This window comes from Flavobacterium erigeronis (genome assembly GCF_054075165.1).
Map to the genome: position 1 here is coordinate 261589 of NZ_JBSKGP010000006.1, position 26006 is coordinate 287594.

General features: G+C 43.9%; 25 protein-coding genes and 1 pseudogene. 6 read left to right on the forward strand and 20 right to left on the reverse strand.

Annotation, left to right across the window (positions count from 1 at the left end):
* Window positions 1-3 precede the first annotated feature (3 nt).
* Together ACWA1F_RS13680 and ACWA1F_RS13685 are read left to right on the forward strand one after the other, a co-directional pair.
* The gene (locus ACWA1F_RS13680) at window positions 4-1281 is read left to right on the forward strand and encodes a glycoside hydrolase 5 family protein (protein WP_306157355.1); all 1278 of its coding nucleotides are present in this window, start codon (window positions 4-6) and stop codon (window positions 1279-1281) included.
* Between the two features lie 46 nt (window positions 1282-1327).
* The gene (locus tag ACWA1F_RS13685) at window positions 1328-1864 is read left to right on the forward strand and encodes a LacI family DNA-binding transcriptional regulator (RefSeq protein ID WP_306157353.1); all 537 of its coding nucleotides are present in this window, start codon (window positions 1328-1330) and stop codon (window positions 1862-1864) included.
* 460 nt (window positions 1865-2324) lie between these two features.
* Here the strand turns inward: ACWA1F_RS13685 and ACWA1F_RS13690 are convergent, their stop codons facing one another.
* The 4 genes from ACWA1F_RS13690 to ACWA1F_RS13705 form a co-directional block, all read right to left on the reverse strand.
* Window positions 2325-3215, reverse strand: coding sequence for a Fic family protein (locus tag ACWA1F_RS13690; protein ID WP_306157351.1), 891 nt, complete (start codon window positions 3213-3215; stop codon window positions 2325-2327).
* Between the two features lie 433 nt (window positions 3216-3648).
* Window positions 3649-4041, reverse strand: coding sequence for a response regulator (locus ACWA1F_RS13695; RefSeq protein WP_456894392.1), 393 nt, complete (start codon window positions 4039-4041; stop codon window positions 3649-3651).
* A 46-nt stretch (window positions 4042-4087) separates the two neighbouring features.
* Window positions 4088-7342, reverse strand: coding sequence for a PAS domain S-box protein (locus ACWA1F_RS13700; RefSeq protein WP_306157347.1), 3255 nt, complete (start codon window positions 7340-7342; stop codon window positions 4088-4090).
* A gap of 116 nt (window positions 7343-7458) precedes the next feature.
* Window positions 7459-7716: a hypothetical protein gene (locus ACWA1F_RS13705; RefSeq protein WP_306157345.1), complete on the reverse strand. Its 258-nt coding sequence runs from the start codon at window positions 7714-7716 to the stop codon at window positions 7459-7461.
* Between the two features lie 222 nt (window positions 7717-7938).
* Here ACWA1F_RS13705 and ACWA1F_RS13710 point away from each other — a divergent pair, with 222 nt between their 5' ends.
* Window positions 7939-8184 (forward strand): hypothetical protein, encoded by a 246-nt coding sequence (locus ACWA1F_RS13710; RefSeq protein ID WP_125721217.1) that lies wholly within the window; start codon window positions 7939-7941, stop codon window positions 8182-8184.
* Between the two features lie 88 nt (window positions 8185-8272).
* Here the strand turns inward: ACWA1F_RS13710 and ACWA1F_RS13715 are convergent, their stop codons facing one another.
* Genes ACWA1F_RS13715 through ACWA1F_RS13730 form a run of 4 tightly spaced genes read right to left on the reverse strand, consistent with a single transcriptional unit; the run spans window position 8273 to window position 10791 of the window.
* Window positions 8273-9589, reverse strand: coding sequence for a PcfJ domain-containing protein (locus tag ACWA1F_RS13715; RefSeq protein ID WP_306157343.1), 1317 nt, complete (start codon window positions 9587-9589; stop codon window positions 8273-8275).
* Window positions 9586-9975, reverse strand: a complete 390-nt coding sequence (locus ACWA1F_RS13720; protein WP_306157341.1) for a Cas9 inhibitor AcrIIA9 family protein — start codon at window positions 9973-9975, stop codon at window positions 9586-9588. Before ACWA1F_RS13720 ends, ACWA1F_RS13715 begins: the two co-directional genes overlap by 4 nt.
* A gap of 25 nt (window positions 9976-10000) precedes the next feature.
* Window positions 10001-10360, reverse strand: a complete 360-nt coding sequence (locus ACWA1F_RS13725) for a DUF7222 domain-containing protein (RefSeq protein ID WP_306157339.1) — start codon at window positions 10358-10360, stop codon at window positions 10001-10003.
* Window positions 10361-10404: 44 nt separating this feature from the next.
* A complete protein-coding gene (locus tag ACWA1F_RS13730; RefSeq protein WP_306157337.1) occupies window positions 10405-10791 on the reverse strand; it encodes a single-stranded DNA-binding protein in 387 nt (128 codons plus the stop codon).
* A gap of 313 nt (window positions 10792-11104) precedes the next feature.
* Between ACWA1F_RS13730 and xseA the strand changes: the two genes are divergently transcribed.
* Both xseA and xseB read left to right on the forward strand, forming a co-directional pair.
* Window positions 11105-12541 (forward strand): exodeoxyribonuclease VII large subunit, encoded by a 1437-nt coding sequence (gene xseA, locus ACWA1F_RS13735; protein ID WP_456894397.1) that lies wholly within the window; start codon window positions 11105-11107, stop codon window positions 12539-12541.
* Window positions 12519-12719, forward strand: coding sequence for an exodeoxyribonuclease VII small subunit (gene xseB / locus ACWA1F_RS13740; protein ID WP_456894399.1), 201 nt, complete (start codon window positions 12519-12521; stop codon window positions 12717-12719). Before xseA ends, xseB begins: the two co-directional genes overlap by 23 nt.
* Before the next feature lie 107 nt (window positions 12720-12826).
* Here the strand turns inward: xseB and ACWA1F_RS13745 are convergent, their stop codons facing one another.
* From ACWA1F_RS13745 to dinB, 6 genes are all read right to left on the reverse strand, one after another.
* Window positions 12827-13045: a hypothetical protein gene (locus ACWA1F_RS13745; RefSeq protein WP_306157333.1), complete on the reverse strand. Its 219-nt coding sequence runs from the start codon at window positions 13043-13045 to the stop codon at window positions 12827-12829.
* A 115-nt stretch (window positions 13046-13160) separates the two neighbouring features.
* Window positions 13161-15410, reverse strand: coding sequence for an ATP-dependent helicase (locus ACWA1F_RS13750; RefSeq protein ID WP_306157331.1), 2250 nt, complete (start codon window positions 15408-15410; stop codon window positions 13161-13163).
* Window positions 15411-15683: 273 nt separating this feature from the next.
* A complete protein-coding gene (locus ACWA1F_RS13755) occupies window positions 15684-15926 on the reverse strand; it encodes a DUF3606 domain-containing protein (protein WP_125721201.1) in 243 nt (80 codons plus the stop codon).
* A 124-nt stretch (window positions 15927-16050) separates the two neighbouring features.
* The gene (locus ACWA1F_RS13760; RefSeq protein ID WP_306157329.1) at window positions 16051-16671 is read right to left on the reverse strand and encodes an alpha-ketoglutarate-dependent dioxygenase AlkB family protein; all 621 of its coding nucleotides are present in this window, start codon (window positions 16669-16671) and stop codon (window positions 16051-16053) included.
* A 24-nt stretch (window positions 16672-16695) separates the two neighbouring features.
* The gene (locus ACWA1F_RS13765) at window positions 16696-19773 is read right to left on the reverse strand and encodes a DNA polymerase III subunit alpha (protein ID WP_306157326.1); all 3078 of its coding nucleotides are present in this window, start codon (window positions 19771-19773) and stop codon (window positions 16696-16698) included.
* Entirely contained in the window at window positions 19774-20958 is a 1185-nt protein-coding gene (dinB, locus tag ACWA1F_RS13770; RefSeq protein WP_306157324.1) for a DNA polymerase IV, read from the reverse strand.
* Window positions 20959-21387: 429 nt separating this feature from the next.
* Between dinB and ACWA1F_RS13775 the strand changes: the two genes are divergently transcribed.
* Entirely contained in the window at window positions 21388-21843 is a 456-nt protein-coding gene (locus tag ACWA1F_RS13775; RefSeq protein ID WP_306157322.1) for a response regulator, read from the forward strand.
* Between the two features lie 59 nt (window positions 21844-21902).
* Here the strand turns inward: ACWA1F_RS13775 and ACWA1F_RS13780 are convergent, their stop codons facing one another.
* The 6 genes and pseudogenes from ACWA1F_RS13780 to ACWA1F_RS13805 all read right to left on the reverse strand — a co-directional run bounded on the left by ACWA1F_RS13780 (window position 21903) and on the right by ACWA1F_RS13805 (window position 25851).
* Window positions 21903-22193, reverse strand: coding sequence for a DUF6965 family protein (locus ACWA1F_RS13780; RefSeq protein ID WP_306157320.1), 291 nt, complete (start codon window positions 22191-22193; stop codon window positions 21903-21905).
* A gap of 298 nt (window positions 22194-22491) precedes the next feature.
* On the reverse strand, window positions 22492-23250 hold the full coding sequence (locus tag ACWA1F_RS13785; protein ID WP_306157318.1) for an SDR family oxidoreductase: 759 nt from the start codon (window positions 23248-23250) through the stop codon (window positions 22492-22494).
* Window positions 23251-23355: 105 nt separating this feature from the next.
* A pseudogene (locus ACWA1F_RS13790) lies at window positions 23356-24090 on the reverse strand (DUF72 domain-containing protein).
* Between the two features lie 104 nt (window positions 24091-24194).
* On the reverse strand, window positions 24195-24518 hold the full coding sequence (locus ACWA1F_RS13795; protein ID WP_306157317.1) for a hypothetical protein: 324 nt from the start codon (window positions 24516-24518) through the stop codon (window positions 24195-24197).
* Between the two features lie 217 nt (window positions 24519-24735).
* Window positions 24736-25458 (reverse strand): YqjF family protein, encoded by a 723-nt coding sequence (locus tag ACWA1F_RS13800; protein WP_306157315.1) that lies wholly within the window; start codon window positions 25456-25458, stop codon window positions 24736-24738.
* Window positions 25459-25482: 24 nt separating this feature from the next.
* The gene (locus tag ACWA1F_RS13805; RefSeq protein WP_306157313.1) at window positions 25483-25851 is read right to left on the reverse strand and encodes a SpoIIAA family protein; all 369 of its coding nucleotides are present in this window, start codon (window positions 25849-25851) and stop codon (window positions 25483-25485) included.
* Between the last annotated feature and the right edge of the window lie 155 nt (window positions 25852-26006).

Here is a 26006-nt window from a genome sequence, read left to right on the forward strand (position 1 = left end):
ATTATGAAAAAGCTATTATATCTGCTAATTGTATTATTTCAGTGTACAGTGCAGTCGCAGGATTTTATTAAAGTAGAAAACGGACATTTTCTAAAAGCCGGAAAACCATATAAATATTTAGGTACCAACTTTTGGTACGGAATGAATCTGGCTGTTTCCAACAAAGAAAGATTAATTCGTGAATTAGATCGCTTAGAAAATCTGGGCGTAATTAATCTTAGAATTATTGCCGGTTCTGAAGGAAATTCCAAAATACCGTGGACCGTGCAGCCAACCATGCAGAAAGAACCCGGAATTTATAATGAAGAACTTTGGCTCGGACTTGATTTTCTTTTAAATGAAATGAAAAAGAGGAATATGAGGGCTGTAGTTTGTCTTAATAATTTCTGGCCATGGTCTGGTGGTTTTGCGCAATATATTTCCTGGACAAAGAAAAATGAATCTATTCCGTATCCGCCGCCAGCAGAAAATGGTAACTGGAGAACTTATCAGCACTATTCAGCGCAATTTTATAGTAATGAAAAGGCTAAGAAATGGTTTTTAAATCATATCAAAAAAGTAATTAGCCGCGAAAACTCAATCAATAAAATATCATATAAAAATGATCCGACGATTATGGCGTGGCAATTGGCCAATGAACCTGAAGGAAGTAACAATGTCGAACATTATAGAAATTGGATTCATGAAACGGCTAAGTTTATTAAAAGCTTAGATTCAAATCATCTGGTTTCCATTGGTTCAGAAGGGAATACACCATCACCATCGAACGGAACCAATTTTGAAATCGATCATCAGAGTAAATATATTGACTATTGTACTTTTCATCTTTGGGTTCAAAACTGGGGCTGGTTTGATCCGCTTAAAGCGAAAGAAACGTATCCAGAAGCATTAGAGAAAGCAACAAATTATATTGATGAACATGTAAAGATTGCTCAGAAACTCAATAAACCAATCGTTCTTGAAGAATTCGGGATTTCGAGAGACGAGAACAGTTACGAAGCTAATTCATCAATAAAAATCAGAGATGATTATTATGCATTTATTTTCGATATGATCTATAAATTAAGCAAAACAACTCCACAAGTTTCCGGTGTAAATTTCTGGGCTTGGGGAGGCGAGGGCAGACCTTCACAACCGATGTCAGTCTGGAAAACCGGAGACGATTTAATTGGCGATCCTCCTCATGAATTTCAAGGATGGTATTCGGTTTATGATACTGATAAAGAAACGCAAGATATAATAAGTGAATTTGCCTTAAAACTAAACAAAGGAAATCTGTAGGGTCTATTATTAGATTCTTTCAATTCATTTTCGACATACATTCGCTATGAAAAAAAACTATTCAATAAAAGATATAGCGGCAGAATTAAATATATCAGTTACTACAGTTTCGTTTGTCTTAAATGGAAAAGCAATTGAAAAACATATTTCCAGAGAAACTGCACAAAAAGTTACTGATTACGCAAAAAGGATTAACTATAGAGCAAATGAGATTGCACGATGTCTTCGTACAGGAAAGTCACAGATTTTAGTATTTATAGTCAAAGACTTTTCAGATGCATTCTTTTCTAAATTTGCTGCAATTTTTGAGGATCTTGCCTATCAGAATGGATATAAAGTTATTTTTTGTTGCAATAGCAATAAAGATGATAAAATGGCCGAATTGATAGACTTTTATAAACTTTTGTATGTTGACGGATTTATAGTAGCAACTTCTATCGAAATGAAACAAAAAGTTCAGAATTTGTTTAAGGAAGATGAAAAATTAATTTTATTAGATATTGATGAGCTTAATGAAGATTCTCCTTTGTTTAAAATTGCTGAAGCTATGATAGGATCAGTTTTGAAACTTACAATTGTATAAATATTAAGAAATTTTTGACTTTATATATGTACAAACTAAAAGCTGAATGAGTTAAAATTTTATTGAGCTTTTGGTTATAATTTTCTATTGAGCGCTGAAATGGATTTTTTACCAATTTTGGACCATTAAGTCTGTAGTAGCGGGAACGGGACTCGAACCATGTATTTGTACGTTTTTGAAAAAATCTTTATGATCGCTCCGCCATTCGAACCTGCTTTTGTCTGGTGCTGTCAATGCAGGAATTTTACTTTTGTCTTCAACTGTGTGCCACGATTCTGCCACAAAAATAAAATGCATGATATGCGGTTAAATTCGCCTTAGATTTTTTTAAAAAATGAAGTCCATTAAAGTACTGCAAATTACAGATTAAATTTGGAATATCTGAATTGTCGTGACTCTGTCATGACAATTTAGATGATAAGAACCACTGTGCAATTCATTATTTATACATTTCTTTTCTTTAAAATTCTATTTCAAAATAATTGAGCACCGATTTATAATTATCCTGTGCAGTCAGGCAGGTGTCCATTAAATATTCTTTTATGCTGTTCCATTCCTGTAAACCTCTATAATAAAACAGCTTCAGCTGTTCATCAATTATAAAAGGGACAATATTGTTTGCAAGACATTCTTTAAAGATAATCAGTCGGCCCACACGGCCATTACCGTCCTGAAAGGGATGAAGTATTTCGAAATTATAATGAAAATCGATAATGTCCTCTATCGTTTTATTTTTAATACTGTGGTAATCTTTAAGCATTTCTTTCATCTTGGATGAAACAAGTTTCGGAGGACAGGTTCCGTTTCCTCCGACTTCATTTGGAAGCTTTTTGTATTCTCCTACATTAAACCAGCTTTTCCCGCTATCAGAAGTTCCGGACTTTAGTAAAAAATGGAGTTCTTTAATAATGGATTCAGTGAGTTTTGCATTTGCCTTATCGATTATAAAATCAATGCATCTAAAGTGATTAGCCGTTTCAATTATATCGTCCACATTAATGCTTTCTTCAGATATGCCGACTGTATTGGTCTCGAAAATATAGCGAGTCTGATCATGGGTCAGTCTGCTTCCTTCAATTTTGTTGGAGTTATAAGTCAAATCGATCTGGGTTCGATGATAGATCCCCCCTTTTAGTTTCATTTCCTTCTGTTCCTTTAGAATGTCCAGCAGGAAGTGTTTATTTAATTTTTTGTTATTTTCTTTTTGGGCAATAACGGCATCACTAGGAATATTCCATGTCTTGCCAGTTAGGAAAGCGCCTTTTAATCTGCCCGATGCGCAATAGTTGCGGATTGTTCTTTCGGAAAGCTCCACTTTTTTCGCAAATTCAGCTGTTGAAATATATTTCATTTTAAACAAGTTCCGTTATCGGCAAATATAATGTTATTTTTTAACTTTTTTCTTGATTTTTTTTGCCGATAAATATACCGGACAATTTGTTTCTATAAATACTATGCAATAGCCTTTTTAGAGATCAATTGTGCAAATTGGACTTTATAAAAGAAATTGTGTCGACAATGTCGACACAATCTAAAACTACAAAGAAATTAAATTGTGTGCACTGTGCGGACACATAACTATTCTAACCTAAATTCGGAAAAACTTGATTTTGGTGAGGTTTTACTTTCTTAAAAAGCAATGTGCCACGATTTTGCCATACTAATTCTGACTTTACGGAGGTATCGTAATGTGCTGGTTTTAATGCGGAAGGATACTTGTGGTGTCCTAATTAAATTCAATATCTTATTTTCTGGGTATAGCCGTATAGCAGCTCAATAAATATTTAAAGCTCAAGAAAGTTTTGCACTGCCGTTTGTATGTCCTGACGTATTAAACTGAGCGAATATTGTTTGGTGAGGAAGGCTGCAGCGTGGTTTTCTTGAGCAAACTTTTTATCCGCTTCACTCGAGGAAGTGGAATAGATGATAACCGGGATATCCTTAAAGTTGGGATCCGCTTTAATCTGCTGAAGGAATGCCCTGCCGTCCATGATGGGCATGTTAAGATCCAGAAAGATAAGGTCAGGTTTTGCAAAGGAGCCGGATCTCAATTTCTCAAAAGCGGCGGCGCCGTTCTCGGCCTGCTGATACAAAACAGAAGGATGTTCTGCCGCTAAAGATTCTTCGAAAATTTCGCGGTCATCAGGATCATCATCAATTAAAAAAACGGTCTTCATAAAATGGGGTAAAGCGAATGTAAATATACAATTTTTCGCGATAATTTTAATCTTCCCCTTTTTTTGCCTGTGATTTTGGCAGTATCATTGCAAAAGTGCTCCCTATGCCTTCTTCTGAGACGGCGCTGATGGTCCCGCCGTGGTTCTGGAGTATTTTCCGGCACATGGCAAGCCCGATCCCCGTGCCTGCAAACTGGCCATTTCCATGCAGGCGCTGGAAGATATTGAATATCTGTTCGGAATGCTGTTGGGAGAACCCGATGCCGTTGTCGCTGATTTCTATTTTAAGATAATCTTGATCCGGCCCCTCAGACAGATTGTTCTTGTCAGATTCGGAAAGGGGCTTTAGCCTGATGGAGATCAGTGGGGGGATATCTGGCCTGCTGTATTTCAGTGCATTGGACATCAGGTTGCCGAAGAGCTGTGCCATCTGCAGGGGAATGGCTTCTATTTCAGGGAGCACATCGCTCTGGATCACAGCATTTTTCTGCTCGATGACCAAGTCAAAATCCGCCAGGGTCTCCAGGATGACGGTGTTCAGGTCCACAGGCTCAAAATTCTTTTCCGCCTGGGAGAGTCTGGAGAACTGCAGCACGTCTTTTATCAGGTTTTCCATTCTCTTGGCCGAGCCGGTTATCTTGCCAAGGTAGAGGTCGGCTTTTTCAGGATTTTTATGCAGGTTGTTTTGCAGCATGTCGGCAAACACGCTGATTTTCCGTACCGGCTCCTGCAGGTCATGCGATGCGATATAGGCAAACTGGGAAAGCTCGCGGTTGCGCGCTTCCAGTTCGGCATTTGCCGCATTGAGCTCTGAAGTCCTTTCGGAGACCTTGAACTGGAGCTCGTGCTGGAGTTCGCGCTCTTTGGTCACATCCTGGGCTGTTCCGCTGATTCCCTCAGGGGTTCCGTCCTTGGAGTACAGCACCTGCGCATTGGCATGTATGATGCGCTTTTGGCCTGTAACCTTGTTGGTAATGGGAAATTCGTAATCATAGGAATCTTGGGCGTCAGAAGTGAAGGCCTCTTTAAATGCTTCCATTACTTTTTCCCTGTAAGGGTCTTCGATACGCTCCATAAATATGCCGCTGCTGCCGTGGTTATCGGCCAGTCCAAGCCACTCTTTGAAACGGTCCGAACAGGTAATGCTGCCGTCGGCCGCACTCAGGCCCCAAGTGGCCAGTTCGGCCAGTTCGATTGCCCCGGCGAGCGCCTGTCTGGTCTCTTCGAGTTTTTTGGAGGCGGTGACCTGCTGTGTCACATCAACGGCTATGTCCATGATGCCGTAGATCTCGCCTTTGGAATTGCGGATGGGCGTATAGGTGAATTCAAAGTAATAGGTGCTTAGTTTTCCATCGACCTGCAAATCTGCCGGCATAGCGCGCCCATAGTAGGTTTCCCCGGTGCGGTAGATGTTTTCCAGTATGCCGATAAACGGCTGGCCTTCGAGTTCGGGAACTGCATCGATGAACGGTTTTCCAATTACGTTGCGGTCTTTTCCCCAATAGCCGATCATGATGTCATTGGCAATTTCAATTTTCAGATCGTCACCGGTGAAAAGGCAGATCCCGACCGGGGACTGCTCTACCATTGAGGTTACCTTATGCTGGCTTTCGGTGACCGCCTGCCTGCCTGAGATGATTTCATCCATGTCCATGCAGAACCCTGCATAGCCTGCATATCGGCCTTCGGCATCGTAGAAGGGATCGCCCGCGGCCCTGCACCACATGGTTTCCCCCGTATGCTTTCTTGCCCTGAAAAGCGTGTCAAAGTGCCTTTTTGAGGCAATGGCATCCAGATAGGCATCTTTAGCCCTGTGGTAGTCTTCGGGCGCGATGGCATAGGTCCAGTTCCCTTTTAGCAGCTCCTGGTAGGGCATTCCGGTAAATTCGATCAGCGTCTTATTGAAATAGGTCATCCGACCATCCTTATCTGAGAGCCATAAGCCTGTAGGGGAGCTGTCGGTCACATTGCGGAACAGCGCATCTGCCTCGCGCTTGCTGATTTGAAGCTGCTCTTCGGCCTGCAGCAGTGCCAGACGGCTGTTGTCCTGCTCGGTGATGTCGGCAACGGTTCCCGAGAATGCAGAACCGTTTCGATGCGAATCAAACATCCTTGAGGCAGATATTGCAATCCTATGGATGCTTCCGTCCTCCCAGATCACGCGGGGCGTATAATGGAAAGTGCCGCTTTTGATACCTTCTTTAAGAGCCTGAACCCTGAGCTCCAGGTCTTCGGGATGGATGTATTTTGAGAGCTGTTCTATGGTGAGCTCTGCCTGGACTTTTCCGGTCATGAGCCTGGTTAGCTCAGCAGTGTAGTCGATGGTGCCCTGGGAGTAGTCCACGTTGAAAATTCCCAGCCCCATGCTTTTGATGGCAATATCGGTAAGCTGGCGTGATTTGTAGAGTTCTTCGGCCGCTTTTTTCTGGGCTGTGATGTCCTGCACCGTGCCGTTAAAGCGATACGCGATATTGTCCTTGTCAAACCACGCCTTTCCCAAGGCATGAACCGTTCGGATATCTTTAGATTTAGAATCTATGATATCGTACTCAATGTCGTAGCGCCCGCCAGAACTGTAATCCAGTGTCCTGTTTATGGAATCCGCCACACGCTCCCTGTCATAGGCCGCTATGGATTCCAGCGCATGGACCAAGAGCACTTCATCCTGCGCCTGCAGGCCAAACCAGTCCTTAAGCCTTGGGTTTGCAGAGAATCTCTGGGTCTTTGGGTCCAGGTCGAAAGTGCCGAACTCTGCGGCATTGATCGCAAATTCAAGCTCTTCCTTACTCTGGTTTATTTTCTGCCTGTGAAGCACTTTGTCTGTAGTCTCAGTGGCAATGACCAGTACGCCTTTGATCTGCCTGCTGTCATCGCGCACAGGGGAATAGCTGAAAGTCCAGTAGCAGTCTTTAAGGATTCCGTCCCTTTCAATGGGCATCAAAAGGTCATCGTACCATACGCTTTCCCCTTGGTCTAGAACCCTTGCTATCAGTGGCTGTATAAAGTCCCAGCATTCGTGCCAGTAATCGGCCGCTTTTCCTCCCATTGCATGGGGGTGCTTGGCAGTTCCCATTATGCCGAAATAGGAGTCGTTATAAAACTGGGTGAGCTCTTCCCCCCACCACAAAAACATCGGGAACTTGCAAGAGAGAAGGGTGGATAGCGTATTTTTCAGATTCTCGGGCCACTTCTCAGGAGTGCCGAGAATGTGCGCGCCCCAGTCGATACTCTGGATGATTCTGGCAGCTTCACCTCCATTGTGAAGGAAATAATAGTCGGAATTGTAAAGGTCTGGTTTCAAAGGTTTGTTTTCAGGTTGCCAGCCGCATATATTGGCGCGGCATATTTAGGTAAATATAGCCAATTAAATGTAAAGAGCCCGTTTTTAGGCTTGGTAATGCTGCGGGCATTTTTTTCTCACATCAGAAATGTGCCGGGATCCGAGGCGGTTTCTTCCTGCTGCTGCTGCTCGCTTTGCTCTTCTTGTTCATCAGGGCTGCCTTCACCGGTTTGTAAACGGGCGCCCACCAGCAGGGTATTAAAACGGCTTTTTGCTTTTGCCAGTGCCGATATGCCTGTACCCAGGCAGTGGTGGTACTGCAGCAGGAGCTGCTCTTCATAGCATGCGGCGGCACCGTCTTGGGGGACGCTGTGATAGCAGTTTTCTGGAGTCATAAGCTGATATTGGATTGATTAAGCGCCGCTTCCTTTTTTACAGGCCGCGGCAGGGTAAATGTAAAGCTTTTGGGTTGGGTGCCTTTTATATAATTTTTGCGGGGAATTGTTAAATTCTCATTTGCCGCTTTTCAATTTTAACAGGGGCACCTATTCCAGATAGGGTTTAAAATTATAAATTTGATGCTCTATTTACGGATGTTCAATATCAAATATTTCACAATGGAAAAAGAGATACAGCTAAAGGTGAGAAAAGATCTGGATGCCCGAGAGCAGCATACTATCCTCAAACTCAAAGGCAGCCTGATCTCAAAAGGCTATACGGAGATTATCCATATCCTGGACCAGGACGAGCAGTTCCATATCAATACTTTTGAAACAGATGGAGATAAAAGCGGTGAAGCCCTGGAGTATATTGCCGCGTTCATCGAGCAGGAAAACCTTTCGGGGGCAATCAGCATCAAATAATTAATCAGCCCTTTTAAATCCACAGCCCGCCAGCCGTCAGGCTGGCGGGCTTTCGAGCCTTAAAATGCGGCCATAAAAAAAAGCCGATTCAATTATCGGCTTCTGCTTTTACGTTTCTTTTTTTCATGCGCTGTTTTATCTGATACAGGTTTTGGGAAAGCAGGCGCAGTATCTGCTTGTGGTGATTTGAAGGCCTGTTCTTCAAGCCCCTGCATTGCAGCACTTCCATGCGGCTCAGGGATAGTTCGATGGTTTCCACTGATTTATCGGCAATTTTTGCCGATAGGATAAGCGAATCTTTTTTGCCATAATATTCATTGGTGAATACGCAGTGCCCCAAGTCATCGCCCTCGCGCATAAAATCCTTGACGTTTTCAATCACCGAAATGTTCAGTTCCCTGTCCTGAAATGACAGTCCGAAAAAGCGTTTTTTATCGCTTGCGTACCTGCTCTGCGCTTTTTCGATTTCAAGGCGCAGGTCTTGGAGTTTTTTCTTTCGTAAAAGCCCGCGCTTTTTATGCACCAATCGGTCATGCGCTCCGCTGAGGTTTTCAGGGCATACGTAAAGGGGACTGCAGAGGTCTTTTTTGAAATGCCGAAGCAATTCGAGATAATCCTCCCAAATCTGCACATCAGCGATTTTGTAGCTGTTCCTGATGGCGGTCTTGACTGCCTGCCAGTTTCGTCGGATGCCCTGTCCTGAAACACGCAGATAATGCTGCAGAAGCTTTATCTGACGTGCTTTTAAAAGGGTTTCGGCAATGGGGTCGGATAAAAGCGATGCAAAGAGCAGGTGGGGCGCTATATCATGCACCGAAGATTTAAAGCCGTTGCGTTTCAAAATGGGCAGCACTTTGATCTGCGGAAAGACCTTGTAGGGATTGATGAAGCACTTGGCATTGCGGACAAAATCCTTTGGCCTTATTTCAAGGGGGGAATAAAATTTCCACGCATCGCAGGCCTGTGAAAACGCATTGGTGCTGCGCGAGAGCGTGCGCACTTCCCCTGCGGGGCTTATCCAATGCTGCATGACCTCATGGTGGAAATGGGTCGGTGCGAAATTCTTTTTCATGCGCTTATAGGCTATGGCCATGCGCACCACCTGAAACCCTGCAAAGCGCTGCACCACGGCAAAGTATTCGGTTTCCTTGAAATGCACCTGATTGCAGGGCATCATTTTAAGCCTGCCTTTGCAGGCAGGACAGGCGGTAAATTTGGCGCAGGAGCTTTGGCAGGAGGGTTTCCATACATGGGTGCAGTCCAAGCAGTAGAATTTGGAACGTGATAGCACGCCCCATTTCAGGAAGATATTTTTTTCTGCCCAAACAAAAACCTCAGGATTTATGGGCGAAAGCGTTGCGCTTAAGGCGGCAAGCTGTTTTTCTATTTGTGTTTTGGGTGTCATAGGTCAAAGAGTGTCAGGGCGGTCTGCGCCGCAGGTTTTACATCTTTCTTTACGGGGATAACAGTCTGGGTTTGGATTTTCGCGGCAGGAATTTCAGGCTGCGAGAAAAGGTCGGCAGCGGCGGGTGTCTGCACCACGGCTTTATAGGCTACAGGGGCAGGCGTTGGGATGGAATCATCGGTGTAGTACTTTACTGCCATGTCAAAGATTTCCTGATTGTCAAAGTAGCACAAGCCTGTTTTTTTGACCTGCCCGCCTATGTAGTGCAGACAGGATTCGAAGTTCTTGGAAGCTTTGGCGTAATGGGGCGCAAAGGCGCTGTCGCCCTGCGCCAGACTGTTCAGATAATTTTCTATGGCTTTTCTAAAATTTTCAGAAGCTTTCATAAGAGTGGATTTAAGATTGAAATTTTCACTCAAAGAGCCTTGAATAAAGGTCGTAGCAGTACTCTTCAAAACAGAGCCAGCATACAAAAGTGTAGTGCGGCGCGCTAAATCGGTTCTCGATAGGTTCTCCAATCGCTTCTTCGAGCTGGGTTCGCATATCTTCAAGCTCATCGATATGTTCGATGTAAAATTCTTTGCAGTCCGCATTGTAGATAAACTCTGAAACCATCCCGCTTACGCAACCGCCAGTCTGCAGGTCAAGGAAAAAGGATTTCAGCTGTACGCTGCGTTTGCCGTCATACGAAGTGATGCTTCTAAGGATAATTTCATTAAAGGCAGCACTTACGCGATAATCGCTGTAATTTGATTTTTGTAAGGCTTTCATAAAAAAATATTTTAGGCGTGCATAATTTTTAAAAGGCGTAAGGTTTAGAAAGGCAGGTCGTCGGGGTCGTCCGTGGTTTTCTGCTGTTTGAGGGCGGGCGCTGGCTTGCTGTTATCCGACTGCGCGAATACCAGTATCTTGACATCCGAGGTGTGAAAGGTCAATGTCCCGTGAGCCTGCGCATCATTTCCGATATAGACCTTCAGCCCGATGCGCCCGAAGAGCTGCACAAGGGTGCCTTTACGAAGCCACTGCGCCAGTCCTGCGCTGAGCCAATAGGAGCAGTCGATATAGGTTACAATCTTTTTCACCTCGGTGCTTCCTTTGGGCTTGTAGCTGTCGTTGACAGCTATGGAGAAGTTTACCACCTCACGGTTTTCTTTTACTTTCGCCACTGAGGCATCTTTTACAATTCGTCCTGTGATTTCCATGATTTCTAATTTTAAATGAATACTTGTTCGAGTTTTCTTTCCCATGCCCCGCAAGAAAAATTTCAAAAGAAAAAACGGGAAAAAAGAAAGCGGAAGAACAGTGTGCGAAACGAGCCGGAGTGCTATAAGTCCCGAAGGGCCGCGTAAAGCGGTTATGCGCATGCAGGAGAGGGCGGGCACTACTTTGGCTGCCCTTTTAACCCGTTTTGAATTGAAAATTTACCACTCAGCTTTTTGCGCATTTGAGATTCCGCCACAGAATAGCTACCTTAGCGGTTAGTAAGAAAAAAACAGACCGCAGGCCTTAAAAACTATGGGACCAGACCAGTATATCAGACTCTCACAGCTGAACGACCAGATCCAGGACACGATCAATTCCCGCTTTAGGGGACAGACGCACTGGGTGGTGGCTGATATCACCAACCATTCCTTTAAGGCCGATAAGAAGATCCATTACTTTGAGCTGGTGGAAAAAGGCGAGAAGAACAGCGCCATTATAGCCAAAATCATGGGAAAGGCGTGGGGAGAGGGGGCAGTGCAGCTGTCGGATTTTGAGAAGAAGACCGGCCAGAGATTCACCAACAACCTTCATGTGCTGGTAAAGGTCAGCGTGGATTATCATCCGCTGTATGGGCTTTCTGTAAATGTGCTGGATATAGATGTGAATTTTACCCTTGGGGTCTTGGAGCAGCAGCGCAATGCGACCCTTAAAAGGCTTGCTGCAGAGAATGATTTTATCACCAAAACAGCCGATGGCTATTCCACGCTTAACAGCCGTCTGAAACTTCCCCTTGCCATTCAGAGGGTTGCCGTTATCTCAGCGAGCAACTCGGCAGGAAATGAAGATTTCCGCCATACCCTGCAGCACAATGATTTTGGGTATGCCTTCCAGATTGACGATTATTACACCATAGTGCAGGGGGACAACAATGCCAAGCTTTTCCTAAACAAACTCATTGAAGTCTATAATACAAAAATCCCTTATGATGCCATTGTCATTACAAGGGGAGGCGGCGCACAGTCGGATTTCCTGATCTTTGACAATTACCAGATCGGGCGTGCTGTGGCTAAATTCCCCATCCCGATCATAACAGGGATCGGGCACCAGAAGAATGTCACCATCACTGACCTTATGGCGCATACCCATACCAAAACCCCGACCAAAGCGGCAGAGTTCATTATTGCCCATAACCGCAGTTTTGAAATGGGGCTGCTTTCCCTGCAGCAGCTTATCGTGATCAGATCCCAGCAGCTTCTGCTGCAGCATTCCAAAGGGCTGGAAGAGCTCAAGAGAAATATATCCAAAAATTCAAGGGAGGCGCTCTTGGGACACAAGAAGCAGCTGGCCCTTGCCAACCAGAGAATCGCGGCGGACGTGAAAGACATACTGCAGGGGCAGCAGAAACGGCTTTCACTGAAAGCCCAGATGGCAGGGCAGCTTTCACAGAACCTGCTTCGCCGCAAAAGGAGCGATATGGAATATCTCACAGGGAATTTAAAGCTGTTTGCCGCAGGCTATCTGAAAAGCAGCAATCTTCATCTGTTGCATATGCAGAAGAGCATTGCACTGATGTCCCCGCAGAATATCCTGAGGAAAGGCTACGCGATTGTGAAAGCCAATGGGAAGATTGCCGCATACACCGGGGATATAAAACAAGGGGACGATATAGAAGTCATCCTGCACGATACCATACTTAAAAGCACCGTTCAAGAAAAAATACAATACGATGGAAGAGAAACTGACTTATGAGCAGGCTTGGGAAGAGCTTGCCGCCATTTCAAAAGAAATAGAGAACGAGACCATTTCGGTGGACCAGCTTGCCGAAAAGGTGAAAAGGGCATCGGAGCTTATCGCCTTCTGCCAGGGCAGGCTTAAGGCCGCAGAGACTGAAGTGGGCAGAATAATAGACGGCATGGAAAAAGAATAATAGGACTTGAATATCCAGCAACACTATACATGCTGGAACTGTAAAACAAAAAAGAGCCTCAGGCTCTTTTTTGTTTTAAGCATCTTCTAGCTGTTAGAAGATGCGCTTCAAGTGCTTCCAGCCCCTCCTGAATTATCATTTCGCCCCGTATCGTAGATGGAATCATCCGCTGCCGACCCATCGCGCTGATCATCCCAGTCCCCTGTATTGGCATCTGCATCCTTATTGCTGCTCTTTTCAGGCGGATTCTGATATCCCTGTGCCTTTAAGGCACTATGATATGGACATTTCTGGATATCATCGTAATTTTCTGCTGTATTTTCCATGACTGATCAATTTAAAGTTAATTATAAAAATACGGCTAGCGGATGGTATTTATTTACAGGCAGAGAGCTGGAGGTTATTTAATTTCCATTTTTGCTGACATGGCTTCTCCTATTTTTAATTTTCAGGCCCATTATCATCTGCAAATGGATCGGGAGCATTCTTCAGGCTTTCCTGAAGATCCAATAGGGCATCGGGCGAAGCGTTTTGCTGCTCGGAAGCAGCTAAGGCCAGGAATCGGAAAGCGAAATCAATCGGCTTTTCTTTCCCCATCTCAAAAAAATGCACCAGATACTGTTTTTTTTCGATATCCACTGCCAGAACTTCCCCTTTGTCCCATACGGGATGCACCACCATATCCCCTTCTTTGAAAGCGGTCTCTTGGGTGTTCTGCAAGGATGCTGCGGTAGCCTGCGAGGCCTGAAGGATCTCCGGGGAAAGCTTTCCCTTGCGCACATAAAACTCCTCCTTGATTTCAAAGAGAAACCGTGACGGGTATTTATTAAGTCCGGTAGTGAAATTAAACCCTTCGGAGTCGGTCATGTAAAACCGCTTCTCGGCGCGCGTTACCGCCACATACATCAGCCTTCTTTCTTCCTCTATGGCGCGCTTTCTCCTTTCTTTGATCGATAAGGCGCTCGGGAGCACCCCTTCGGTGAAGCCGCAAAGGAAGACATAGGGGAATTCGAGGCCTTTAGAGATATGGATGGTCATCAGGCGCACCTTGTCCTGATTTTCGGTGTCTTTGTCCAGATCCGTATACAGGGCTATCTCCTGCAGGTACTCGACGATATCTACAGGACCGTTGTTTTCTTTTTCCAAGAGCATCATCGAGCTTACGAGCTCTTTGATATTCTCGAGCCTGTCCTGGTCTCCGTCCTTGCGGTAGAGTTCGGAAAGCCCGCTTTTATCGAGTATGATTTTTACAAGGTCTGAAATAGAGTTGGACTGCGCATCTTTCTTCAATTCTGATACCAGTGCCAGAAAATCGGAAGCCCCTTTTTTATTGAGTTCCTTATCCTGGAGATTATTCTCCAGCGTGTGAAGCAGCGGGAGGTTCTGTTCGCCTGCCAGCAGGCTCAGCCTTTCGAGGAACTTTTTGCCGAGTCCCCTTGTCGGGTGGTTGAACATGCGCAGAAAGGAGAAATTATCCCCCTGCACGATAAGCCTTAGAAAAGAGAGCACATCTTTGATTTCCCTGCGCTCAAAAAAACGGATGCCCCCAAATATGGCATACGGGATATTTTCCTTGATGAGCGCCTGCTCGATATTTCTTGAAAGATGGTTGGAGCGGTAGAGTATGGTAATATCGGAATACGAGGCATTTTCTGTCTTCATGATTTCCTTGATTTCCGAGGCCACCCAAAAGGTTTCCTCAAAATCATTTTTGCCGTGGAAATGCACCACTTCAACGCCTTCTGGATTGTCGGTGACCATATCCTTATCCACCCTAACCGTGTTGTTTTTGATGATATGGTTGCCGACTTTCAGGATGTTGGGGGTCGAACGGTAGTTCTGGTTCATGAAGATGGTTTGGGTATCAGGGAACATCTGGTCGAATTCCACCAGATACTCGGGCTTTGCCCCGCGCCATTCGTAGATGGTCTGGTCGGGATCGCCCACAAGGAACAGGTTCTGGTGCACGCGCGAAAGCATTTCCACCAGATGGAACTGGCTGTCGGAGCTGTCCTGCGCCTCATCCACCTGTATGTAATGCAGCATTTGCTGCCACTTGGAGAGCACATCGGGATTGCTGTCCAGGATAAAAGCCGTGAAATGGATCAGATCGTCAAAATCCAGCGCATAGTTGCGTTTCTGCTTGTCCAGATATTTCTGATAGACCTGGCTGGAAAGCGAATCCTTCTCATCGGAAGTGAAGCTTTTGTTTTCAATCATATACCCCAGATAGTCCGAGGTGCTTTTCTGTTTGGAGATGAAGCGCAGCACCTGTTTGAAGGTTAGGTTTTTGGAGTTGATGTCCAGTTCTGTGAAGACTTCCCTTAGGATGGTTTTCTGGTCTTCTGCATCCAGTATGATGAAATTCTTTGGATAGTGCAGCTTATTGATTTCCTCACGCAGAAAGCGCACGCAGAAGCCGTGGTAGGTGGTGATGAAACTCACATCGTAGAGATCCCCGATGAGCGCCTTGACCCTTTTTTTCATTTCCTGTGCGGCCTTATTGGTGAAGGTCACACAGAGGATGTTGGAAGAGTTGATGCCCAGCCTGTCCACAATGTAGGCAAAGCGGGAGGTAAGCGCTTTTGTTTTCCCCGACCCGGCGCCGGCAATAACGCGCACGTAGCCTTCTGTGGTTTTTACGGCCTGAAGCTGGCTCGGATTAAGGTTTTCAAGAATCGGATCGTTCATTTTAAAAGGATGATTTTTTTTTGAACCCTATTTTAGCTGATGTCAGGTAAAATGAAATAGGCATGCAAATTTATGCAATTAATTGAAAAGCGCAGCGGCATTGAGCCCGATTGGCTTTGGATTGCCATTGCAATAAGATAATGCATTGCCAGTATAAAGAGCCGATTCAAATAAAAAATCCTGAAGAAGATCTGGAAATAAATGCCCTTCAGGATTTTTTGCGAACCGCTTCTGCTTTTTTTTATAAAACAGCTTAATAACTGCTGCCCATTTTCATTCCCCCTGATGCCATGGGCCGTCTTTCAGGCGCACGGTTTCTGAGGCGCTTTCCCTGGAAGGGGAATTTCCATTAAGATGATCCACTACTTCTTCAACCGTTGTTCCTGCAGCCCTTACGGCATCTTTCAATATTTCTTCAGGGACATTGAGCTTTTCTGCCCACTGCTGGATTTCTGCCTGCTGGGAGATATCGATATGCATATCATCGCTTTGTGGCATATTGTTTCTATTTTCCATGATTTCTAAATTTAATGATTTATCCAAAGTTAGCATCAAGCCGCATAATCCTGTTATATGATAAGAAAGGAATATTATAGCATTTCTATGATTATCAGCTTTTTAAAATAAGGAGCCGCATTTTTTATATCCCGCGCACCTGCCGAAAAGTGAGGTTGATCCTGGGCAGGACTTGGCGGGCTGTTTTAGGCACCTGATGCTCCCAATAGGTATTGGTGCTTCCCGCCATCAGCAGGAAGCTGCCGTGGTGCAGTGGAATTTCTATCGGCTCGATGTGCTTGAGGGTCTTATGTCGCAGGCGGAATAGGCGGGTTTCCCCAAAAGTCACAGAGGCAATGTTCATGTTCTTGTTGCTGGAAGAAGTTTTGTCGCTGTGCCATCCCACACCGTCTGTGCCGTCCCTGTAAAGGTTCAGCAGCACGGCATTAAAGTTTATGCGGGTCTCATCCTGCACGCGCTCCCTGATCTGGAGCAGCTCCAAGGGCCAGTGGGGATTGGATTTGCGCTCAGGCCTGCCAGAATCGCCATACCAGCAGATCATGCGCGGTGCGGTAACGACCTTGTCATACATAGGCATTTCATATTCCCTCCACTGCGTGCCATGGTATAAAACATTGTAATAATGGTCGGATTCCTGTTTATTGAAAAAATTATCAATCAGCAGCAGCTCGGCATCAGGGGCGTCAAATATCCTTCTGCCGCCATTGCCTGATGAAAAAATTTCAGTGTCATCAAAAAGCATCATTTTGTTTAGTTTTTCAGTTCACATTCAGACTGCCGGCATGCCGGAGGCCTGTCCACTGCTCATTTTAAGCCGCGGGATATTGATTTCATGTTCCTGCGGATAGGGTGCGCGATGGGTCATGCTCACATCCTCGCGTATTTTCTGCTGGGCCCTGTATTTCCAATCGTTCTCATGCTCATAACGCGGATCGGGTATAAAAGGCATTTTAGCCATCTTTATGACCGTTATGGTTGGGAAATGGTAATCCACCTCGACATTGCCCAGCAGCAGGTAGCATCCCCCTCCCTGAAAAGGGTATGCCGAGAGGCTGTCTGTGAAATGCGCCGTATCAAACATATCCCCTCTGGCATCTATCCAGGTGCCGAAATACATAGCGCCCATCTTTGTGGGCACATGCTTGCGCGAGATCAGATAGGCGAGCATCCGCACCTGTTTTTTATGATGGGCCAAAAGGTCTTGCGCCATCACATTGCCCCTGAAAGGGGTCTGAAGCAGATCAAAAGGGGAACACGAGACAGGGAAACCCAGCAGTTCGATCTCATCAAAAGCATCTTCAAAAGCGGAGCGCTCCAGCTGCGGCAGTATAAATTCCTTCACAGGCTGCTCAAGCAGCAGCGGGGTACGGGGTTTAAAGTTTACCAGAATTAGGCGGGTAATCACCAGCAGCTGGTTTTTTGTCTTGCCGGTGAACCGGAACGCGCCGATGAAAATCAGGATCTGTATGGCTTCGATTCCGATTGCTATGCGGTTGATAAAATCCTCAAGGGACTTGTACAGCCCGTTTTTTTCGCGTTCCTGCTGAATGAGAAGCGCTGTTTTGGATTCCAGGCCCTGCAGATGCATAAAACCCAGATATACATCAGAGCCATACAGAGTGGTTTGGATTTCACTTTTATTCACACAGGGATTGTGCACGGTGGCCCCAGACATCCTAGCTTCATGCACATATACTTCGGTGCGGTAGAAACCGCCCTGATTGTTGATCACCGCCACCATAAACTCTATTGGATAATGCACCTTCAGATACAGGCTCTGATAGCTTTCCACGGCATAGGAAGCCGAGTGCGCCTTACAGAAGGAATAGCCTCCAAAGGACTCGATCTGGCGGTATATTTCAGCGCTCAGCGCGATGGGATGCCCTTGGGCCCTGCAGGATTCAAAGAAGTTATCCTTTACCTTCTGCAGTGCGGCTTTGGAACGCCCTTTTCCTGACATGGCACGCCGGAGGATATCCCCGTCAGCAGCAGTAAGGCCTCCATAGTGCTGGGCAATCTTGATCACATCTTCCTGATATACCATAATGCCGTAGGTTTCCCCGAGCTGCTGCTGGAATACGGGATGGAAATATTCAAACCTGTCGGGATGGTTGTGCCTGAAGATATACTCTTTCATCATTCCAGACTGTGCCACTCCGGGACGTATGATGGATGAGGCGGCCACAAGGGTTTTGTAATTGTCGCATTTCAGTCGCCGCAGAAGGCCCCTCATGGCCGGGCTTTCGATGTAGAAACAGCCTATGGTTCTGCCTATGGAAAGAAACCTGTTGCAGCTCTTTTCATCTTTTGACATCCTGGTGTCACGGATGTTGATGCGTATGCCGCGGTTCTTCTCAATAAGCTTTACGCTGTCGTCAATATGCCCGATCCCGCGCTGGCTCAGGATGTCAAACTTTTCAAGTCCGATATCTTCGGCCGTATGCATGTCAAAAAGCACTATAGGGAAGCCCTTTGGGGGCATCTCCAGAACTGAATAATTAGTAATGGGCTCCTCGGAGATGAGTATGCCGCAGGAATGCATGCTTCTCTGGTTGGGATATCCCTCGAGCATCATTCCATACTGCTGCACCTCGCGGACCACTTCATTGGTGGGATGCAGCGCCATAGGGTTTTTGGCCAGCGCGTCGAGCTCTTCTTTTGGAAGCCCGAAGACCTTGCCGACCTCACGGAATATGGAGCGGTATTTGAATTCCACATTGGTGCCGCAGAAAGCCACATGATCATAGCCGTAGCGGGAGAAGATATATTCCAGGATAACATCCCGTTCCTTCCAGCTCCAGTCAATATCAAAATCCGGAGGGCTCTTGCGGTTCAGGTTCAGGAAACGCTCAAAGTAGAGATCCAGCTCCAAAGGGCAGATATCGGTAATCCCAAGGCAGTAGGCAATAATGCTGTTGGCCCCGCTGCCGCGTCCTATATGCAGGAATCCCTGAGAATTGCTAAAGCGTATAATATCCCATGTGATTAAAAAATAGCCGCTGAATTCCAGCTGGTCAATTACTTTGAGTTCCCGCAGCATCCTTGATTTTGCCTCTGCATTATTGTTTCCATAGCGCCATTCCAGTCCCTGCTGGGCCAGGGTGGTGAGAAGCTGCAAGTCGTCTTTTCTGCTGTTGGTATAGAATTTCTTATTTTTCGGCGTTTTGAAATCAAATTCAAAATGGCACTGTTCAATTATTTCTTTTGTATTGGAGATGATCTGGGGGTAGCCGTCATAGCATTTAAGGATCCTGTCCAGACCCACCATGACTTCTGTCTGCCTGCAGCAGTCTGTTTGGGAGAGGCGTGAAAAAACTACATTCAGGTCTATAGCCCGCAGTATCTTATGGAGTTTGTATTCGGTTTTGGTGCGGAAGGTGACAGGCTGCAGCACCACCATGCTGTCTGCTTTGGTCTTCCAATTGCCCATAACCAGTGAAGGGCGCTGTTCGGGGCGCAGGCCGATAAACTCATGCTCTCTTAATACAGAGGGCACATTCTCCAAGGGATAGATGACAAAAACATTTTCAAAGGCTGGAGCGATTAAGGGAAGTTCTGTATTGTCAAAATTATGCCGGGTCAGAAAACGGTTCATTTCTGCAAGACCTGCCGCATTTTTCGCCAGTCCGATATAACGCAGCGCATTTCCGGAGCGAAATTCGATCCCTACGATGGGCTTGATGCCCGCAGCCTGGCATCCTTTTATAAAGTCGTAAATCCCAGTGGCGGTATTGATATCAGTCAGTGCCATAGCCGTGATGCCCAAGTCCGAAGCTTTGGATATCAGGTCCTCAAGCGGTATGGTGCCATAGCGCAGGGAATGGAAGGAATGGCAGTTGAGATACATTTACTCTGATTTGCGTTTTAAAATTTCATTTTTGGCATTGGGTTTGAAAGAAGCGCCTGCGCACCGCATTACCGCATCAAAACCGTAGCGGTTCTTCATGCGGTCCATGGCCTGATAGAGCGCCAGCATTTCTTCGGTGTCATTGAAAATGTCGATCTGATAGGTCCCGCGCACCAGTCCGCTGAACGTAACTCCGATCAGCCGCAGCCTCATACGGCGCTGGTATAATTTATCAAAAAGATCCAGCACAATTTTGGCAAGTATGTGATCAGCCGAAGTGTGCTGCACACGGCATTGTTTTGTTTCTGTGTCAAAATTTGCGTAACGTATCTTCACTTTTACAGCGGAAGCCAGCCACGCCTCGGAACGCAGCTGGTAAGAGAGTTTCTCCACCATGCCCAGCAGCACACGGTTTAATTTCGCAATGTCAATGGTATCCTGAGAAAAGGTATGTTCTGTGGAAATCGACTTTCTTTCCGTGTAAGGCTCTACCGGATTATTGTCGATGCCGTTAGCCTTTTTCCATAGCTCGATGCCGTTCTGTCCGATCATGCGCTGCAGCGATTCGGCCGGCATTTCTGAAAGGGTCTTTATGGTGCGGATCCCGATGCGCGAGAGCAGCTGGAAAGTCTTATCGCCCACCATCGGTATTTTGCGGACCGAAAGGGGATTTAAAAAAGCCTGTACCAGATGTTCGGGGATTTCAAGGTTCTGCTTCTGCTTTCCTTCGCCCGTGCCGATTTTCGATACGGTTTTATTGACTGAAAGGGCAAAGGTTAGGGGCAGTCCGGTTTCTTTTGTGATGCGCTGCGCCAGCTCGTCGGTCCACTTATAGCTCCCGTAGAATTTATCCATTCCGGTAATGTCCAGATAAAACTCGTCGATGCTGGCTTTTTCCACCACGGGAGCTTTCTCCTGGATTATTTCGGTCACGTCGTGCGAGAGCCTTGAATAGAGTTCCATATCGCCTTTCATCACTTTTGCCTGAGGGCACAGCCTGAGCGCCATCTGGATAGGCATGGCCGAGCGCACGCCGAATTTTCGGGCTTCATAAGAGCAGGAAGCCACCACACCTCTTTCGCCTCCGCCGATAATCAATGGAATTCCGTTAAGCTGGGAATTGGCAAGCCTTTCGCAGGAGACGAAAAACGTATTCATGTCTATGTGTACAATTGCCCGGTTCATAATCTTAATCATTTTATACAGATCAAAATTAGCACAGATAGTAACATTTTTTTTAAAATAAATGTTCTAAATCATAACAATATTCTAGAGGCCTTATTTTTCAGGGAGTTTAAAAATCAGTTTTTTTATGGTGATAGATGTTTATTCAGAATTTACGCAGCATGGTTTAAAGGAATCTTTTTCGGGAAGGCTTTCAGCTAAAAGGAGTTTAGATGTGAAAACTGTTCAGTGCAATGCGCTTTTCTTTTCATAACATTCAAGCAAAATATAGATTTTGACAATATTTTATAGGAAAAAGACTTATCTTTGCATGCTATTAACCGCTCCCACGGATATAATTCGATTATTTATCGATTTTCAACGGCCGGCACAAAGGCTTTTGCAGATTTTTAGATTCTTGTCTTCCGTAACTGCACAAATTTCCAAGCCATGCCGCAACAGCAGGGTCCCCGACAGATTATTTTTCATGCAGATGATGACGAAGATGACAGAATGCTGTTTTTGGACGCCGTTGCTGAACTCAATTTGCAGCTTAAAGTGGAGCAGGCCCAAGATGGGCAGCGGCTTTTGGATATTCTTTGGCGCACTGCTTCAGAAATGCCGGAAATGGTATTTCTGGATATTAATATGCCCGGTAAAAATGGATTTGACTGCCTCAAGGAAATAAGAAGAGCATCAGGCTGGCAGAATAAGTTAAAGGTAATAATGCTTTCCACCAGCAGCAATATTGAAAATATTGAGCTGTCCTATGAATTGGGAGCTGATTTTTATGCCGTCAAGCCCAGCACCTTTGAGGGGTTCAAAAGACTGCTCGCATCTATAATGAGCTTGGACTGGAATATTTCAAAAAGGGATAGGAAAGAATTTCTCCTATTTGAAAAATAAATAGATTTAGATTCAAAAAAGCCCTGCATACTATTATGCAGGGCTTTTTTTCACAAGTCCTATAGGGCGGCTTCAGCATCTGTAGAGGACGCGCCAGCAGGCTCTTCGCCAGCAGGCTTTTCTGTGTTCTGTTGGGCAGTCTGCTGGACTGTCTTTTTCATCAGGATATAAAAATCCCTGAGATGCCACCATGCAGGACATCGGTCCAAAGGCCCTGTAGAGTTTCTGATTGTGGCATAGCAGCTCAGTAAGAAAACCTGCGTATCGGTAATCTTTGCCCACGGTGTCCATTCCACTTCTTTTGGAGCAGGATTGTGTTCAAAATGGCGTTTTATGTCTTCGTAATTCATGCGGTAAAATTAAATAAAAACCCTGCATCAAGCAAAACCTGTAGCGGTTCTTGATCTAAACTTTTTTTCCCTTTTTTAAAAGAGATTATAAGCTGTGGTCAAACCTGCAATTCCCGCGCCAATGAATGAAACTTCAGTTTGTACGTTTTGATTGGGTTTCTCAAATCCTAAAATTGATGTCGAATCAATCCAAAAAGAAACATTTTCTTCTAACGTTACAGCGCGCTGTTTAAGTTGTTATTAGCATTCATAAATAATCACTTTAATAATTAACAAAAAATAAGCAGTTCTTAAAAACTTAAATTAGCTGTAATAGAGGTCTAATTTGCATGGTTACTATATCGCAGCGTTTTGGCTGAGAGAGTGTAAAAAGAACGCTCATTGCGATATCTTCAGCCTCGAGCATTTCCATTTTATCGATTTTTTGCTGATGTTGTGCCTTTGTTCCTGGCTGCATATCGCTGGTTACAGCACCTGGTTCGATAAGTGAGACTTTGATTCCGAGCGGATTTAGTTCTTTTCGTAATGCGGCGCTAAAACCCCTTATTGCTGCCTTTGTGGCTACATAAACTGTACTGGTGGGTTCATTTGTTTCGGCGCTCATAGATCCAATATTAATGATATGACCCGATTTTTCTGCCGACATTCTTGTTGCGGCTTCCTGCGCAAATGCTAGATAACCAGAAATGTTTGTGTCTAAAATATATTGCCAGTCTTCTAGTTTAACTTCGGTAAGTCCAGAGGCAGGGAGCGCAGCATTATTTATCAAAATGTCCAAACCTCCCAGTTCTTTATCAACAGCCTCAAAAATTTTCTGCAAGTCCTCTTTGCGGGTAACGTCTGCTGTAAAACCATACAGATTGCTGTTAGGGTATTTGGATTTTATTTCATCAAATGTTTTTGTGAAATCTTCTACATCGCGCCCAAAGATAAAAACGCGTGCTTCTAGGGAAACTAATGAATCGGCTATTGCTTTTCCGATTCCTGTTGTTCCTCCCGTAATTAAAATTCTTTTATCTTTTATGTTTTTTCCAAAATAGTCTGATATATTCTCCATAATTTTTTCTTCAATAATTAATGGCTTAAATTTAGTTTTGATGAGGATATGATAATTACAGTATTTTGGATATGCCTTATATAATCTTTACACTGCAAATCACACTTAAAGAGTATTTTGATTTATAGGAAGGCTGTTTTCAACAAGATTTTTAAGTGACAAAGCATTAAAAGCCGCATCTCCTTTTTCATCATTATCAAAAAAAACAAATATATCTTTTGTTTTTAACCACTGGATGCATTTATCAGCCCATTCTTTTAAAACGGTAGCAGAATAACTGCTTTGATATTTCGCGGCAGTAGGGCCATGCAGCCGGATATACAAGAATCGGTGGCAATCTTTATGGACGAAATGTGACCTGCAAGCTCATAAATGCAAAAAGCACAACTGTATTTTTCTAATAACTGATAAAGTTCGGGTACATACTTGCATGCGAAACTCAACTACATAGCGGTTTTTATTAGAAAGTGCCATCAAGAAATCTTCGAGCAGCTGTAAATCCAATTCGAGATGGGGAGGAAGCTGAAATAAAACAGCACCAAGTTTTTTTCTAGATATTTAAGCTTTTCCATAAAAATCAGCAGACTGTCTTCTGGATCATGCAGCTTTTTCATGTGTAATAAATCGGTTGGCTTTTATGGCGTAAACAAAATCTTCAGAAACTTGATTTTCCCAATCCTGTAAGGTGGCATCGGCAGGCATTTTATAAAATGTGCTGTTAATTTGCACTGTATTAAAGATTTTTTGATAATACAAAAACTGATCTTTCACTTTTAAATTTTCAGCATAAAATGTGCCACGCCAATGTTTGTAAGACCATCCAGAAGTACCGATATGTATAGTGTGTAATAGTTACTGAAGTTGGATTTTAGATTAAAAATTACAAAGCGTAAAAGTCAAAATAGCAATTAAAACCCGTTTGAAATTTCATACGGGTTTGTCTTTTATAAATTTCGGTTAGGATTAGTGTCGGTTTCATCTTCTTCATCCAATTCGACATCATCTTCTTCATCCAATTCGACATCATCGTCATCTAATTCATCGTCATCTTCCTGATCAAATTTATCTCCGTCAGGATTTAAACTTTGTCCGTTTATTTCTTCGGCTGCAAAATCATTTCCATAATCTTGTTCTGCGTTATCACTTATCGAATGGACTGCGCCTGGCGCATCAATATCATCATATTGGCGGTCATTCTCATATCCCGTTTCATCATCTTGAAAATACGCGTCATCCTGACGGTAATTTTCTCTTTCGTCTAGATTCATAATTACAATTTTTAAAGTTATTTTTTGTTAGATTCTGAAGTTTGCCCGCTTTTGTCCGCGGTTTGCTTTTTATCTGTTTTTTTCTCTGAACCGGCAGTTTTCTTTGTGGTTTTAGTGTTTGAACTTTTCAGAATGTATAATTTTAAAATTGTTACGAAAGTAAAAGTAGAGTGGCCCTATTAAAAATTTATAATCAGCAATTGTGCAATTTTATGGATTATGAGCTTTCTCTTTTAGCCCACAGCAAGACTTGGGTTTTAACGGCGTAATGAATTTTATCCGGATAGATATTAATGGTATATTTTCCAGCCTCATATCTTATATCGTGTATTTTTACTTCCAAATTTCTTAATTTCCATTCCTGATGATGGATGTCAAACCTGCAGATTTTATCGGCACAAATTTCATATAAAGAGTGCCTTTCCGTCAGCCATAAATCCAGCTCTGTTTTGTTTTTAAGCATCTTACTTTTTACAATTTTTATATCAAGAAGATGATTTTGCTTTTTGTTTTCTGAATAAAGTTGATTGTGATATCGCTTGATTGTTGCATGTTCATAAGGAAGACCTATAAAAAGTCTGGTAAGTAAAACTTCTATTAATTTATTGGTTTCAATGGAAAATAAATAAATGCCTGGAATTCCATTTCGCGTCACATATGTTCTAATATTGATTTCTTCGAAATTAGAAAGGTAGGGAAGTGAGGGTAAGTTGCGATGTCTCATATTTTTTACCTGAAATGAAGCCAGCGAAACCCACGCCATATTAATGTAAGTGTCGAGTTTTAGTCCTTTCGGAATGTATTGTTCCAAAAAGTAAACGGGAAGTTCCCAATGGAAAAATACCGTATGGTGCCATTCCTGATAGTATTTCCATTTTTGTTCCGGTAAAGGATGCTGCCTGTTTCCAGTGCTGTCTAGTATTTCTTTTATTGAAGCCATTGCTGATGAATTGTAAAGAAGTTTTTATTTTTCTCCCGTTTCTACCCATTTTAAAGCTTGGCTGATGGCATCTCTTTTAAAGCCTTTAAATTCGCCCGGTACCAAATAGCCGAAACCTTTTGTAAAGGTAATTGCTTTTTCATAATCGGTTACAATAGCAGCTCTATTCCATTTTCCTAAATTTTTGAGGCCAAACAAAGCATCTTCCATCCAAGCAGAGGCTGTGAAATTTTTGATTTCAGTATCTATTAGAAGTAGAAAGTTGATTTCATTTATTTTTTTTACCAATCTGGTTACTTCAGGGACGAGCACGTTTTTATAATCTTCTGCTGTTATTACGCCTACTGCTCTGAAGGCGGCTGTATTTTCAGGCCCATCGATAATCTGTATCATAATAAGTAGATTTTAAAGTTCAGCTAAATGTAGCAACAGTTTCAATACGGTATTTATAGAATAATTTTTCGGATTTATAGAATATCTATTTCATAAACAATGCTTTATGGTTGTTATTTTATAAGACATAAAATGAATTCCATAAAAATGAACCT

What these genes read in the sequence shown, in the direction of transcription:
- ACWA1F_RS13690 (WP_306157351.1), bottom strand. Translation starts at nt 3,215, where the DNA reads ATGAAATATATTTCAACAGCTGAATTTGCGAAAAAAGTGGAGCTTTCC.
- ACWA1F_RS13720 (WP_306157341.1), bottom strand. Translation starts at nt 9,975, where the DNA reads ATGAAAGCTTCTGAAAATTTTAGAAAAGCCATAGAAAATTATCTGAAC.
- ACWA1F_RS13710 (WP_125721217.1), top strand. Translation starts at nt 7,939, where the DNA reads ATGGAAAAAGAGATACAGCTAAAGGTGAGAAAAGATCTGGATGCCCGA.
- ACWA1F_RS13775 (WP_306157322.1), top strand. Translation starts at nt 21,388, where the DNA reads ATGCCGCAACAGCAGGGTCCCCGACAGATTATTTTTCATGCAGATGAT.
- ACWA1F_RS13750 (WP_306157331.1), bottom strand. Translation starts at nt 15,410, where the DNA reads ATGAACGATCCGATTCTTGAAAACCTTAATCCGAGCCAGCTTCAGGCC.
- ACWA1F_RS13795 (WP_306157317.1), bottom strand. Translation starts at nt 24,518, where the DNA reads ATGAATCTAGACGAAAGAGAAAATTACCGTCAGGATGACGCGTATTTT.
- ACWA1F_RS13680 (WP_306157355.1), top strand. Translation starts at nt 4, where the DNA reads ATGAAAAAGCTATTATATCTGCTAATTGTATTATTTCAGTGTACAGTG.
- ACWA1F_RS13760 (WP_306157329.1), bottom strand. Translation starts at nt 16,671, where the DNA reads ATGATGCTTTTTGATGACACTGAAATTTTTTCATCAGGCAATGGCGGC.
- ACWA1F_RS13705 (WP_306157345.1), bottom strand. Translation starts at nt 7,716, where the DNA reads ATGACTCCAGAAAACTGCTATCACAGCGTCCCCCAAGACGGTGCCGCC.
- ACWA1F_RS13800 (WP_306157315.1), bottom strand. Translation starts at nt 25,458, where the DNA reads ATGGCTTCAATAAAAGAAATACTAGACAGCACTGGAAACAGGCAGCAT.
- ACWA1F_RS13805 (WP_306157313.1), bottom strand. Translation starts at nt 25,851, where the DNA reads ATGATACAGATTATCGATGGGCCTGAAAATACAGCCGCCTTCAGAGCA.
- dinB (WP_306157324.1), bottom strand. Translation starts at nt 20,958, where the DNA reads ATGAACCGGGCAATTGTACACATAGACATGAATACGTTTTTCGTCTCC.
- ACWA1F_RS13725 (WP_306157339.1), bottom strand. Translation starts at nt 10,360, where the DNA reads ATGAAAGCCTTACAAAAATCAAATTACAGCGATTATCGCGTAAGTGCT.
- ACWA1F_RS13765 (WP_306157326.1), bottom strand. Translation starts at nt 19,773, where the DNA reads ATGTATCTCAACTGCCATTCCTTCCATTCCCTGCGCTATGGCACCATA.
- ACWA1F_RS13780 (WP_306157320.1), bottom strand. Translation starts at nt 22,193, where the DNA reads ATGAATTACGAAGACATAAAACGCCATTTTGAACACAATCCTGCTCCA.
- ACWA1F_RS13730 (WP_306157337.1), bottom strand. Translation starts at nt 10,791, where the DNA reads ATGGAAATCACAGGACGAATTGTAAAAGATGCCTCAGTGGCGAAAGTA.
- xseA (WP_456894397.1), top strand. Translation starts at nt 11,105, where the DNA reads ATGGGACCAGACCAGTATATCAGACTCTCACAGCTGAACGACCAGATC.
- xseB (WP_456894399.1), top strand. Translation starts at nt 12,519, where the DNA reads ATGGAAGAGAAACTGACTTATGAGCAGGCTTGGGAAGAGCTTGCCGCC.
- ACWA1F_RS13755 (WP_125721201.1), bottom strand. Translation starts at nt 15,926, where the DNA reads ATGGAAAATAGAAACAATATGCCACAAAGCGATGATATGCATATCGAT.
- ACWA1F_RS13685 (WP_306157353.1), top strand. Translation starts at nt 1,328, where the DNA reads ATGAAAAAAAACTATTCAATAAAAGATATAGCGGCAGAATTAAATATA.
- ACWA1F_RS13695 (WP_456894392.1), bottom strand. Translation starts at nt 4,041, where the DNA reads ATGAAGACCGTTTTTTTAATTGATGATGATCCTGATGACCGCGAAATT.
- ACWA1F_RS13715 (WP_306157343.1), bottom strand. Translation starts at nt 9,589, where the DNA reads ATGACACCCAAAACACAAATAGAAAAACAGCTTGCCGCCTTAAGCGCA.
- ACWA1F_RS13745 (WP_306157333.1), bottom strand. Translation starts at nt 13,045, where the DNA reads ATGGAAAATACAGCAGAAAATTACGATGATATCCAGAAATGTCCATAT.
- ACWA1F_RS13785 (WP_306157318.1), bottom strand. Translation starts at nt 23,250, where the DNA reads ATGGAGAATATATCAGACTATTTTGGAAAAAACATAAAAGATAAAAGA.